The 12055-nt window shown below is 44.3% G+C and carries 13 protein-coding genes and 5 tRNA genes; 2 read left to right on the top strand and 16 right to left on the bottom strand.

Annotation, left to right across the window (positions count from 1 at the left end):
- Nucleotides 1-89: 89 nt before the first annotated feature.
- The 16 genes from rplA to AB1Y31_01030 all read right to left on the bottom strand — a co-directional run bounded on the left by rplA (nucleotide 90) and on the right by AB1Y31_01030 (nucleotide 9532).
- Nucleotides 90-788 carry a 50S ribosomal protein L1 gene (gene rplA, locus AB1Y31_01105; protein MEW4981760.1) on the bottom strand — a complete coding sequence of 233 codons (699 nt, stop codon included), beginning with the start codon at nucleotides 786-788 and terminating at the stop codon, nucleotides 90-92.
- Nucleotides 789-1220, bottom strand: a complete 432-nt coding sequence (rplK, locus tag AB1Y31_01100) for a 50S ribosomal protein L11 (protein ID MEW4981759.1) — start codon at nucleotides 1218-1220, stop codon at nucleotides 789-791.
- A 51-nt stretch (nucleotides 1221-1271) separates the two neighbouring features.
- Complete coding sequence (nusG, locus tag AB1Y31_01095) at nucleotides 1272-1805, bottom strand: transcription termination/antitermination protein NusG (protein MEW4981758.1); 534 nt, start codon at nucleotides 1803-1805, stop codon at nucleotides 1272-1274.
- Between the two features lie 10 nt (nucleotides 1806-1815).
- Nucleotides 1816-2184: a preprotein translocase subunit SecE gene (gene secE, locus AB1Y31_01090; protein ID MEW4981757.1), complete on the bottom strand. Its 369-nt coding sequence runs from the start codon at nucleotides 2182-2184 to the stop codon at nucleotides 1816-1818.
- Nucleotides 2185-2231: 47 nt separating this feature from the next.
- Nucleotides 2232-2307 (bottom strand) — tRNA-Trp (locus tag AB1Y31_01085).
- A 30-nt stretch (nucleotides 2308-2337) separates the two neighbouring features.
- Nucleotides 2338-3528 carry an elongation factor Tu gene (gene tuf, locus AB1Y31_01080; protein ID MEW4981756.1) on the bottom strand — a complete coding sequence of 397 codons (1191 nt, stop codon included), beginning with the start codon at nucleotides 3526-3528 and terminating at the stop codon, nucleotides 2338-2340.
- A gap of 68 nt (nucleotides 3529-3596) precedes the next feature.
- Nucleotides 3597-3671, bottom strand: a tRNA-Thr gene (locus tag AB1Y31_01075).
- A gap of 17 nt (nucleotides 3672-3688) precedes the next feature.
- Nucleotides 3689-3762: transfer RNA gene (locus AB1Y31_01070), tRNA-Gly, on the bottom strand.
- A gap of 24 nt (nucleotides 3763-3786) precedes the next feature.
- A tRNA-Tyr gene (locus tag AB1Y31_01065) sits at nucleotides 3787-3871 on the bottom strand.
- Nucleotides 3872-3944: 73 nt separating this feature from the next.
- Nucleotides 3945-4511, bottom strand: coding sequence for an aminoacyl-tRNA hydrolase (pth, locus tag AB1Y31_01060; GenBank protein MEW4981755.1), 567 nt, complete (start codon nucleotides 4509-4511; stop codon nucleotides 3945-3947).
- Nucleotides 4512-4514: 3 nt separating this feature from the next.
- Complete coding sequence (locus AB1Y31_01055) at nucleotides 4515-5159, bottom strand: 50S ribosomal protein L25/general stress protein Ctc (GenBank protein MEW4981754.1); 645 nt, start codon at nucleotides 5157-5159, stop codon at nucleotides 4515-4517.
- Nucleotides 5160-5216: 57 nt separating this feature from the next.
- Nucleotides 5217-6152, bottom strand: coding sequence for a ribose-phosphate diphosphokinase (locus AB1Y31_01050; protein ID MEW4981753.1), 936 nt, complete (start codon nucleotides 6150-6152; stop codon nucleotides 5217-5219).
- Nucleotides 6153-6223: 71 nt separating this feature from the next.
- Nucleotides 6224-6298 (bottom strand) — tRNA-Gln (locus AB1Y31_01045).
- 17 nt (nucleotides 6299-6315) lie between these two features.
- On the bottom strand, nucleotides 6316-7209 hold the full coding sequence (gene ispE / locus AB1Y31_01040; protein MEW4981752.1) for a 4-(cytidine 5'-diphospho)-2-C-methyl-D-erythritol kinase: 894 nt from the start codon (nucleotides 7207-7209) through the stop codon (nucleotides 6316-6318).
- Nucleotides 7197-7778: a lipoprotein insertase outer membrane protein LolB gene (gene lolB / locus AB1Y31_01035; GenBank protein MEW4981751.1), complete on the bottom strand. Its 582-nt coding sequence runs from the start codon at nucleotides 7776-7778 to the stop codon at nucleotides 7197-7199. Before lolB ends, ispE begins: the two co-directional genes overlap by 13 nt.
- Nucleotides 7778-9532: a tetratricopeptide repeat protein gene (locus AB1Y31_01030; protein ID MEW4981750.1), complete on the bottom strand. Its 1755-nt coding sequence runs from the start codon at nucleotides 9530-9532 to the stop codon at nucleotides 7778-7780. The genes lolB and AB1Y31_01030 overlap by 1 nt, the downstream gene beginning before the upstream one ends.
- 175 nt (nucleotides 9533-9707) lie before the next feature.
- On the opposite strand from AB1Y31_01030, the gene hemA reads away from it, so the two are divergent.
- Nucleotides 9708-10958 carry a glutamyl-tRNA reductase gene (gene hemA / locus AB1Y31_01025; GenBank protein ID MEW4981749.1) on the top strand — a complete coding sequence of 417 codons (1251 nt, stop codon included), beginning with the start codon at nucleotides 9708-9710 and terminating at the stop codon, nucleotides 10956-10958.
- A gap of 1 nt (nucleotide 10959) precedes the next feature.
- Entirely contained in the window at nucleotides 10960-12048 is a 1089-nt protein-coding gene (prfA, locus tag AB1Y31_01020) for a peptide chain release factor 1 (GenBank protein MEW4981748.1), read from the top strand.
- The last annotated feature ends 7 nt before the right edge of the window (nucleotides 12049-12055 follow it).

Genomic DNA, 12055 nt, shown 5'->3' with positions numbered 1-12055 from the left:
GTAGGACTATTAAGCAACAATGCACCTACGGTCTTTGACGATTGCTAATTTCTTAGCAATCCAAAGTTATAGCTTCTTTACGAAGCTTTCTAGCCAATAGTAATGCTAGATTGATCAACCACTAGGCCAGGGCCCATTGTTGTTGATACACTGATTTTTTTCAGGTAAACACCTTTTGCCGCAACTGGCTTTGCCTTTAATAAGTCAGCCAATAGTGCTTCCATATTTTCTTTTAAAGCCGCTTCTGTAAATGCTGTCTTACCAATACTGCAATGAATAATGCCCGCTTTATCTGTTCTGTAACGAACTTGACCACCTTTGGCATTTTTTACCGCTGTCGCAACATCCGGCGTTACAGTACCTACTTTTGGATTTGGCATTAAACCACGTGGACCAAGAATTTGACCTAATGTTCCAACAACACGCATTGCATCAGGAGAAGCAATGACAACATCAAAATCCATCTCGCCCGCTTTAACTTGAGCTGCAAGATCATCCATACCTACAATATCAGCACCCGCAGCTGTCGCAGCTTCGGCGTTTGCGCCTTGTGTAAACACAGCAACACGAACTACTTTACCTGTTCCGTTTGGCATCAAAGTAGAACCACGAACATTTTGCTCAGATTTACGTGAATCGATACCCAAGTTCACGCTGACATCTACAGACTCATCAAACTTAGATGTTGCCAATTCCTTAAGAATAGCAAATGCACCGTTTGCATCATAAGCCTTGCCTGGCTCAACTTTTTCTTGAATTAATTTTGCTTTTTTTGTTAGCTTAGCCATTTACACACCCTCCACGTCAATACCCATACTACGAGCACTTCCAGCTATTGTTCTTACCGCAGCATCCATATCCGCTGCTGTAATATCAGCTTTCTTTACTGTCGCGATTTCTTCAAGTTGCGCACGAGTTACTGTCGCCACTTTAACGGTATTAGGTGTACCACTACCTTTTTGAATGCCTGCTGCTTTTTTCAATAAAATTGAAGCCGGTGGTGTTTTGGTAATAAATGTAAAGCTTTTATCTGCATATACTGAGATAACAACTGGAATAGGCATGCCTTTTTCCATACCTTGGGTTTTTGCGTTAAACGCCTTACAAAACTCCATAATATTCACACCGTGCTGACCTAATGCTGGGCCAACTGGTGGGCTTGGATTCGCTTCACCTGCTTTTACCTGTAATTTAATATAGGCATCTATTTTCTTAGCCATCTTTCTCTCCTAAGTGGGTCAAACGCCTTTCGGCTCCCCTGTTAACAATAATCAGACTTTTTCGACCTGACCAAATTCTAAATCTACTGGCGTAGCACGCCCAAAAATTAATACTGAAGCCCGTATCGAACTCTTATCGTAATGAACTTCTTCAACCGTGCCATTAAAGTCTTTGAAGGGCCCATCATTAATACGTATGACCTCACCGACCTCAAACAACACTTTCGGTCTTGGTTTTTCCACACCTTCTTGAATTCTATTAAGGATCTTATTCGCTTCAGCCTCAGATATAGGTGCCGGACGATCACTTTTACCACCAATAAAGCCTAATACCTTATTTGTGTCCTTAACCAAGTGCCAAGTATCATCATTCAGTTCCATTTGAACCAAGACATAACCAGGGAAGAACTTTCGTTCACTTCTTTTTTGTTGGCCATCTCGCATTTCAACGACTTCTTCAGTCGGCACTAAAATCTCACCAAATTGATCTTGCATTCCCTCACGCTCAATCGCTTCTTCTAATGAGCTTTTGACCCGATGTTCAAAATTTGAGTAAGCGTGAACCACATACCAGCGCAACGTCATATTATTTGCCTTAACCTGTTACCTGCCCAATGCCCCACATAAGCAGGCCATCAAACATCCACAATAAAATTCCAACGAATAAAACCATCACTGCAACAATTAATGTTGTTTGTATGGTTTCTTTTTTAGTCGGCCAAACGATTTTCTTAAGTTCTATTCTAGACCCTTGTGCGAACTGCCAAAATGATTGCCCTAAGTTCGTTGTATAAACAAGACCTACGGCAACTGACAAGGAAACTAGCAAACCTATCACTCTCAATAGCAAGGATTGATCGGCATAAAAATAAAAGCCACCAATAGCAGCAACAATTATTATAACTGCAAGACCTAGCTTTGCTATGTCAAGTCCACCAGACTCTTGCTCTATTTCTACACTCATATTTTAACTTCTATTGATATGACGAATAAGGTCTAGCGCCTGCCAAATGGCAGGCCAGGAGGGAATCGAACCCCCAACCTGCGGTTTTGGAGACCGCTGCTCTGCCAATTGAGCTACTGACCTATACTTCTGTTTTAATAAATCGCTTCGCTATTACTCTATAATCTTAGCAACAACACCGGCACCAACTGTACGGCCACCTTCACGAATAGCAAAGCGTAATCCTTCTTCCATCGCAATCGGGTTGATTAGTTTTACTGTCATTTGCACGTTATCACCTGGCATAACCATTTCTACGCCTTCTGGTAAGTCACATGCACCTGTTACGTCGGTTGTTCTGAAGTAGAACTGTGGACGGTAACCGTTGAAGAATGGTGTATGACGACCACCTTCATCTTTACCCAATACATATACTTCAGCTTCGAAGTGTGTATGCGGGTTGATTGATCCTGGCTTTGCCAATACTTGGCCACGCTCTACGTCTTCACGTTTTGTGCCACGTAGTAGGATACCTACGTTATCGCCTGCTTCACCTTGGTCAAGCAATTTACGGAACATTTCAACACCTGTACAAGTTGTTGTTACTGTGTCTTTAATTCCAACGATTTCAATTTCTTCACCAACGTTGATCACACCGCGTTCGATACGACCCGTAACAACTGTGCCACGACCTGAGATTGAGAACACGTCTTCTACTGGCATAATGAAGTCGCCATCAATTGCACGTTCTGGTAACGGGATGTATGTGTCTAATGCTTCTACTAATTTAAGCACTGAAGGTACGCCGATTTCTGATGTATCGCCTTCTAGGGCTTTAAGAGCAGAACCGGTGATAACTGGTGTGTCGTCACCTGGGAATTCATACATGTCTAATAGTTCACGTATTTCCATTTCTACTAATTCTAGTAGCTCATCATCATCAACCATATCGGCTTTGTTCATGAACACGACGATATAAGGAACACCAACTTGGCGTGATAACAGGATATGCTCACGTGTTTGTGGCATTGGACCATCAGCAGCTGAACAAACTAGAATAGCGCCGTCCATTTGAGCAGCACCGGTAATCATGTTTTTAACGTAATCGGCGTGACCTGGGCAATCTACGTGTGCGTAGTGACGGTTTGCTGACTCATATTCAACATGCGATGTTGCGATGGTAATACCACGCTCACGCTCTTCTGGTGCGTTATCAATCTCGTCAAAGGCTTTAACTTCTCCACCCATGGCTTCTGCCATGACTTTCGTTAACGCTGCTGTTAAAGTTGTTTTACCGTGATCAACGTGTCCAATCGTGCCGACGTTGACATGGGGCTTATTTCTTTCAAATTTTTCTTTAGACATTACGCACCTCTTATTCGAACATTAATTTAAATTAAAACCGCAATCACTTCTGTACAACTTATTACAACTGGAGCCCATAATCGGAATTGAACCGATGGCCTCTTCCTTACCAAGGAAGTGCTCTACCCCTGAGCTATATGGGCCTGATTCACTACCGCAATGGAGCGGGTGGCGGGAATCGAACCCGCGTGTTCAGCTTGGAAGGCTGACGTTCTACCATTGAACTACACCCGCGGTCATTTCGGCTCTACACACAAATGGTGGAGGGGGGAGGATTCGAACCTCCGAAGGCTGAGCCGTCAGATTTACAGTCTGATCCCTTTGGCCGCTCGGGAACCCCTCCGAAATTTAGCCGACTATTGTCTTGTATTTGAATTTGACTGTCAACAAGGAAAACACATGTCGACAAAAGATTTTTACGAATGGAGTCTTTGCATTACTTGCTGATACTCGCCACCACAAATGTTTGGCATCTCATTAATCACCTGGTCAATGCTTGATTCTAGCAAGATTAACTCTGACTTGCTAGGTGCTTTCAACACATAATTAACCACTTTATTGCGATCGCCTGGATGCCCCACACCTATCCGTAGCCTATAAAAGCCCTTCGAAGATAGATGCGTAATAATATCTCGCAGCCCATTATGGCCACCATGACCACCACCTACTTTCAAGCGAACCACACCCGGTTCAATATCTAACTCATCATGAACCACTAGAATCTGTTCAATAGGTACATCAAAATAATTTGCACACATGGATACCGACAAACCACTTTTATTCATAAAAGATTGCGGCTTGATTAAACGCACAGACTGTCCATTAATCAAGCACTTCGCCGTCTCTGCTTTAAACTTAGCCTCATATGCAAATGAGACCCCTAATTCAACAGCCAATGCATCTAACAATAAAAACCCGGCATTATGCCGGGTTTTTTTATACTCATCGCCCGGATTACCCAGGCCGACAATCAAAGAAATCACAATTTACTCGCCTGATTCCTCTTCTGGAGCTTCGCCCTCAGCATCCGCTTCGTCTTCTTCAGTCACCGCCGCTCTGTTTGCTTGAATAGCCACAACCTGTAAGTCATGATCTTCGCCTTGAATCAAAGCAACAATTTCTAAACCTTCTGCTAATTTAAGGTCAGATAAATGTAAGCTCTCGCCAATTTCTAAGCCTGAAACATCTACCTCGATAAACTCAGGCAAATCTTTCGGTAAGCAAGATATCTCGACATCTACCATGTCATGCGTTACCACACCACCTGCTTTAGCACCAGGCGCAACGTCTTCACCAATAAAGTGAATCGGCACGTGTACTTTTAACGCTTCCTTCATACTTACTCTTAAAAAGTCCGCATGCATCAATATTGGCTTAGCCGGATGACGCTGCAAGGCTTTAATAATGACCTTTTCTTCTTTACCTTCTACATCAATAGACAGAATGTGAGCGAAAAACGCTTCATTTTCTGTGCTATGTAATAACTGATTATGAGACAAGGTTATTGAGACAGGCTCTTCTCCGGCCCCATAAATTACAGCAGGAACCATGTCTTGTTTGCGTAAACGACGCGTTGCGCCTTTACCTAAATCCTTACGAATCGATGCCGCCAATTCAAAGCTGATACTCATCTAACCTTCTCCAAAAATAATATTAATTGCACTAAACAGCATATTTTGCCATATTTTTTAATCTACGTATAGCGAACTTACAGAATCACCCTCTACCATACGGCGAATTGTCTCCGCCAACATCTCAGCAACACTCAATTGTCTAATTTTATCGCAACCTAAAGCAGCAGCCGTTAACGGAATAGTATCTGTAACAACCAACTCATCTAAAACTGAATTTGATATATTATCAATCGCCTTGCCTGAGAGCACCGGATGCGTACAGTACGCTTTAACGCTGGTTGCACCACTCTCTTTTAGCGCCTTTGCAGCTAAACACAATGTGCCAGCCGTATCCACAAGGTCATCAACGATAACGCAGTCTCTTCCACTGACATCACCAATAATATTCATAACCTGAGAGACATTCGCTTTCGGGCGGCGTTTATCGATAATTGCCAAATCGGCATCACCCAAACGTTTCGCAATCGCCCTAGCACGCACTACACCACCGACATCTGGTGAAACAATCATCAGCGTGTCTGTTTTTCTTTTCCAAATATCGCTCAATAACAATGGCGACGCGTAAACGTTATCAACCGGAATATCAAAGAAGCCCTGTATCTGATCCGCATGTAAGTCAACCGTTAATACGTGATCCGCTCCTGCCGTATCGATCATTTTCGCCACTAACTTTGCCGTAATAGGCACACGAGCTGAACGCGGGCGACGATCCTGTCTTGCATAGCCATAATAAGGGATGACCGCTGTGATTCTACTAGCACAGGCACGCTTCAATGCATCAATCATTACCAACAACTCCATTAGATGGTTATTTGTTGGTGCACACGTAGGCTGAATAATAAAAACTTCCTTACCGCGAACATTTTCGCCGATTTCAACCATTACCTCGCCGTCACTAAACATATCAACGCTGACTCTACCCAGTCTGATATTTAGATAACGCACGATATCTTTAGCTAAAACTGTGTTTGCATTACCAGCAAACACCATGATGCGACTATCTAGCACACTAAACTCCTACTAAAGACTAAAGAAAACAGAATGTTCTACAAAATAAAGGATGGCTGGGGCGCCAGGATTCGAACCTGGGATGCGGAGATCAAAACCCCGTGCCTTAACCACTTGGCCACGCCCCAAACTTTATGGCTGCAGATTATACCTGATTTACTCGATTAAAAAACTGTTTAAGCGACTTCTGTAAAGGTGATTTGTTAATGCCTTTTACTATCCACTTATTCCAGCCATCGGGTAACCGATCTGACAGCGACACCGCCTCTTGCCGAGTGTTGCATTTAGCAAACATACTCGAGCCAGTGCCTGTTAAATATACCTTAGTGAAATCAGAGAACTGTCGATATTGACGATCCAATTCCTGATTCATTTCTCTTACAACCGGCAAGCAATCATTATTTTCTTGGCCGTCTAAAAAGTCGCGTATTGTGATGGGAGAATTATCTCTTGTCAAACTGTTATGTGCAAAAACTTCCTTTGTTGAACAATGATGGGCTGAATTCACTACAACAAACCAATTTTCAGGCAATTTAATCGACGTCATTTTTTCACCTACGCCTTCTGCCCACGCCGAACAACCTTTTACAAAGATCGGCACGTCCGCACCCAATTCAAGCCCTAAATCAATTAACTGCTCAACTGAATACCCTAAACCCCAAACATCATTCAACACAACCAACGTAGTTGCTGCGTCTGAGCTACCACCGCCTAAACCAGCACCCATCGGTAATATTTTTTTTAAGATAATATCCACACCTAAGGTTGAACCACTTCGCTCCTTGAGCAAGCTTGCCGCGTGTACAACCAAATTATCCTCTGTTGCGATATCAGCTGAGCTACAACTTAGGCTGATGCGACCATTATCGGTCGGTATAAAGTTCAACCAATCTGATATTGCTACTAACTGGAACACCGTTTGCAACTCGTGATAACCATCGGCCCTTTGACCAACGATATTAAGCATTAAATTCAACTTAGCTGGCGCAGGCCACCAATGCTCAGCCCATTCATCTCTATCCACACTTAAGTCAACCATTCATCTACCACCAATTTAATCTTCAAACGCTCTTTTGAAAGCGATATTTTGCTCGGTAATACCATTTCACCTACCTTAGCAAAGCGCTCTAATTTGACGGCCCATCCATCTTGTTGAAAGGCGAATACGCCAGCAATCTGTTGCTCACTCATCCTCACGCCAATATTAGGGTCAGGTAACCCGCGAACCCAATATTTTAGCTGTGCTAAAGGAGGCGAATAACCCAATAAAGACTGCAACTCATTTTCAGAAACACGTCGTGCCTGCGCATCCGCGCCGACCAAAACAATACCGTGGTTCGAATACCGCAGTTTTGCAACAACCCCACCTAACGATGTGCTCAGTGTTAAATCATCGACCGATAGCTCATGCCGCCACTCCAACTTCGTTAACCACGATTCACTAGCATTGCGAACAGACAATCGACCCAATAACCGCCAATGCTTAATCGCTAGGTTTTCTTGTAGGGCATAAGGAGAAACATCCAGACTAGGCTCCATTTTTATCGAGCCCACCGAGGCACACGCCAACAACTGCGTGACGAATAGCGCAAGAAAACAGTAGCGCATCACTTCAGCCTCTGAAGGACCTCAATTAAGTATCGATTACCAGCATCTCGTTTCAAAGCGTCTTCCCAAACAGTGCGAGCTTCCTTTTGCCGACCAAGCATCCACATGGTTTCACCAAGGTGCGCAGCTATCTCACCTTCGGGCGTCGTCTTATATGCTTTTTCCAATAAAATCAACGCCTGCTCGTAACGCCCTTCTCGATAATTCAACCACCCCATACTATCCAGAATGGCCGCATCATTCGGCTTCAATGCCAACGCTTGAGCTAAGTAATAACGGGCCTCTTTGAAACGAAATGTTTTACTCGCCAACGTATAACCTAGCGCATTTAACGCGTTAACATCCTTCGGCTCTCTTTCTAAAACAAACAGCAAATCCTTCTCAGCTAAATCCAACTCACCTATTTCAGTAGCCGCAATAGAACGAGCATATCTAAGCGCCAAATCATCAGGGATTTCATTAATCGCCTCCGTTAACATGTCATATGAACGCTTCATATGCTGACCATCCATTAACAGCTCGGCTTCTAAAAGGTAAAAACGTACTGATTTTTTTGGGTAGGCATTACGTAAGCGCTGCAACACACTTCTCGCCCCTTGCAAATCCCCCGTCTCTGACTTAATCATTGCGATAGACGCTTGAGCATCAATGTAATGATCACCTGCAGCTACTTTCTCGAACCACGCTAGCGCATCTTCATATTCTTTTTGGTAGTAATATATTCGGCCCAAATAAAAAGCCGATTTTGAAGGAAACGCCTTCGCTTCGTACAAGCGCGTAAAAACCTCTGTCGCCCTTATCGCATCGTCTAACTTCAAGTAAACAAGACCTAAAGCAAAGCGTGCCTCTGGATAGTTTTGCTCAAGGGACACCAACTCCAAAAACTTTTCTTTAGCCGCTTCATATTGCTCATTTTTTGCTAGTAACTGCCCGTACCCCATCATCAGCTGCCTTGTTTTAAGCCGATGACTTGCGTCCTTTAAAACCGCTAACGCGCCATCTGTATCGCCACTATTTTCAAGCACTAAAGCCAATTGAACGAACCCCGTTGGCCAAGACGGGTCTAATTGCGTTGATTTCAGCGCATCTCGCTCCGCCTGCTTTAACTCCCCTAGGCGCGACACAATTTGCGACCGAGCCAAATACACACTCGCTTCTTCAGGGTACTTATTAACCAACGTATTCATAACGCTAACGGCAACTCCATTGACCGCATTGCGCGAAACAACATCGCCTATCGCTAGCAACATATTACGCACTGGAATGTCACTTTTCTTAAGGATCAATTCGATCTGTTGCAAGCTTTTCTCTAGCTCACCCGCGCGCAAATAAATTGTTAATGCCAGCTTATGAGACGGTACTGACATGTTTTTATCTGCGACCAATATATCTACCGCAGATTTAGCCGCTGCAATATCTTTGTTATACAGCGCTATTTGAGCCGCCCTAAGAGCTACTTGCGGGTCTTTTGAATGCTTAGCGGCGCTAAGGTAAAAAACAGACGCTAAACCAACCTCTCCTCGCTGACCAGCCAATTCACCGCCTAACAGACTATACAATAGTACCGCGTCCAAATTACTCTGCTCAACCAATGTTGACTCCGGTCCTGACAGCGACTTCACCTCTGGCGTTTTTTGCTCAACACCCGTTGTCGGCTCAACACGCTTCTTAACCGCAGCTATCTCACTGTTAGCCACATGCGCACAGCCAACAGACAGAGCCACAACAATTATTAATACAAACCTTAAAACCATGATTTTCTCACCCAACAGCTCACGCCAAATTAACTATTCAAAACAAAAACCTAATACCATATTATTCTTCGAGAAGACGTCTCGAAAGCCAGCAGTAGCAACTTAATAAAACATTCACTAAGCTAAAAAGTTTATAATAACCCAATTAGACTAAGGTAAACCAAACAAAAAGCGCATGCTGCTTACGCTCGGACTCAATCACAACACGGCACCTATCGAGATTCGCGAGAAGCTTGTTTTTTCGCCTGAGCGCCTGACCGATTCACTGCAATCACTGAGCAACCTTTCCTCCATTGAAGAAGCCGCTATTTTATCGACTTGCAATCGCACAGAAATCTATTGTGATATAGCAACGCAACAAACGGATGAATTGATCGCATGGCTTGCCGCACATCATCACCTGAACGAGGCCAACATTAGAGATTATCTCTATAGCCACGTAGGTCACCAATCAATCAAGCACATGTCACGCGTTGCATGCGGTCTTGATTCTATGGTCCTTGGCGAACCCCAAATACTTGGGCAAATGAAGACAGCTTACCAACACGCGTCTAGCGCTGGCACACTAGGAAAATACCTAGGCCGCCTGTTTCAACACACCTTTCAAGTGGCTAAAAAGGTTCGCACCGATACCGCCATTGGATCTAGCCCTGTATCTGTTGCCTTTGCCGGTGTTAAATTAGCCCAACAAATTTTTAGTAACCTCGCAGAGCAAACAGCCTTACTCATTGGTGCTGGCGAAACGATTGAACTATCTGCTCAACACCTTAAAGAACAGGGCATCGGGCAGTTAATTGTCGCTAATAGAACCTTGGAAAAAGCCCATACCATCGCGTCTCAAGGTAATGGCTACGCCATAGAAATAAAGGACATCCCCGAGCATTTATCCGAAGCCGACATCATCATTTCTTCAACCGCTAGCACGCTGCCCATACTCGGTAAAGGCAGCGTTGAAACAGCGATAGCAAAACGTAAACATAAACCCATGTTTATGATGGATTTGGCCGTACCGCATGACATAGAAAAGGAAGTGGGCACGTTAAGCGACGTATACCTTTATTGCGTTGACGACCTTAAGAACATTGTCGACGATGGCCTGCAATCACGCCGTGAAGCCGCCGAGCAAGCCGAAGACATTATCGACATACAAGTGTCCCATTTCCAAACATGGATTCGTGCGCAAGACGCCTCAAAAACCATCTATCAACTCAGAGCTCAGTCCGACGAGGTTCGCAAAGAATTGCTTCAAAAAGCAATCAATTCACTGAATAATGGCCAGTCGCCCGAGCAAGCTCTAGAACGCTTAGCAAATGATTTAACGAATAAAATTCTACACGCACCAAGCAGCACGCTAAAGCAAGCTGCATCTGACGGTAATAACGAACTTTTAACCGCCGCCCAACAACTTTTCAAGCTAAAAAAATAACGTGAATATAACCATCTTACAAAAGCTAGACACCCTTTCTGAGCGCTTCGAAGAAATAGCCGGCTTACTGGCTGAGCCCAGCATTCAAAGTGATCAAAATAAATTTCGCAGCTTGAGCCAAGAGTACGCTCAATTGAACCCTATCGTTAGTACCCACCAGAATTATTTGTCGACGCTGGAAGACCAAGAAGCGGCCAAAGCCATGCTTGGTGACAGTGACCCCGACATCAAGGCGATGGCGAAAGAAGAGTTAAAAGAAACTCAAGCCGCTCTAGAAACACAAGAAAAAGAACTGCAAGTTCTGCTGCTTCCAAAAGACCCTAACGATGGGAAAAATGCTTTTCTTGAAGTTCGTGCCGGCACGGGAGGCGATGAAGCCGCTATTTTCTCTGGTGATTTATACCGCATGTATTTACGTTTCGCCGAGAAAAAAGGCTGGAAATTTGAAATCATGAATGAAAACCGAGGGGATCATGGCGGATACAAAGAAATCATTGCCCGCATTGAAGGCAACGACGTGTATTCACAACTAAAGTTTGAATCTGGCGCTCATCGTGTTCAACGCGTGCCAGAAACGGAATCACAAGGCCGCGTACACACGTCTGCATGCACAGTCGCCATCATGCCGGAAGTTGACGAAAAAGATGAAATAGAAATCAACTCTGGCGACTTGCGTGTTGATACATTTCGCGCCTCAGGCTCAGGTGGCCAGCACGTTAACAAAACAGACTCCGCCATTCGCCTTACCCACCTTCCAACGGGAACTGTTGTTGAATGCCAAGACGAACGCTCTCAACACAAAAACAGGGCACGCGCCATGTCGCTCTTAAAAGCCAGGATCATGACCGCTGAACAAGAAAAAGTTGACGCAGAACAAGCAGAGTCACGCCGCTCACAAGTTGGCAGCGGTGATCGTTCTGAACGCATCCGCACCTACAATTACCCACAGGGCCGCGTCACAGATCATCGCATCAACTTAACACTGTATAAGCTGGATGAAGTAATGCAAGGCGCGCTAGAGCAAATCATTGACCCGTTAATTCAAGAACATCAAGCGGAGCAGCTCACCCAATTGAGTTCTGACGACTAAACCACCT

Origin of the sequence: Cycloclasticus sp., from assembly GCA_040743155.1 — a bacterium.
Taxonomy (GTDB): Bacteria; Pseudomonadota; Gammaproteobacteria; order Methylococcales; family Cycloclasticaceae; genus Cycloclasticus.
The sequence above is the reverse complement of the archived record's forward strand: the minus strand, read 5'-3'. Positions and strand labels throughout refer to the sequence as shown.

Coding starts and splice junctions, on each gene's coding strand:
- rplA (MEW4981760.1), bottom strand. CDS start 788: ATGGCTAAGCTAACAAAAAAAGCAAAATTAATTCAAGAAAAAGTTGAG.
- rplK (MEW4981759.1), bottom strand. CDS start 1,220: ATGGCTAAGAAAATAGATGCCTATATTAAATTACAGGTAAAAGCAGGT.
- nusG (MEW4981758.1), bottom strand. CDS start 1,805: ATGACGTTGCGCTGGTATGTGGTTCACGCTTACTCAAATTTTGAACAT.
- secE (MEW4981757.1), bottom strand. CDS start 2,184: ATGAGTGTAGAAATAGAGCAAGAGTCTGGTGGACTTGACATAGCAAAG.
- tuf (MEW4981756.1), bottom strand. CDS start 3,528: ATGTCTAAAGAAAAATTTGAAAGAAATAAGCCCCATGTCAACGTCGGC.
- AB1Y31_01055 (MEW4981754.1), bottom strand. CDS start 5,159: ATGAGTATCAGCTTTGAATTGGCGGCATCGATTCGTAAGGATTTAGGT.
- AB1Y31_01050 (MEW4981753.1), bottom strand. CDS start 6,152: ATGGTGTTTGCTGGTAATGCAAACACAGTTTTAGCTAAAGATATCGTG.
- ispE (MEW4981752.1), bottom strand. CDS start 7,209: ATGGTTGACTTAAGTGTGGATAGAGATGAATGGGCTGAGCATTGGTGG.
- lolB (MEW4981751.1), bottom strand. CDS start 7,778: ATGCGCTACTGTTTTCTTGCGCTATTCGTCACGCAGTTGTTGGCGTGT.
- AB1Y31_01030 (MEW4981750.1), bottom strand. CDS start 9,532: ATGGTTTTAAGGTTTGTATTAATAATTGTTGTGGCTCTGTCTGTTGGC.
- hemA (MEW4981749.1), top strand. CDS start 9,708: ATGCTGCTTACGCTCGGACTCAATCACAACACGGCACCTATCGAGATT.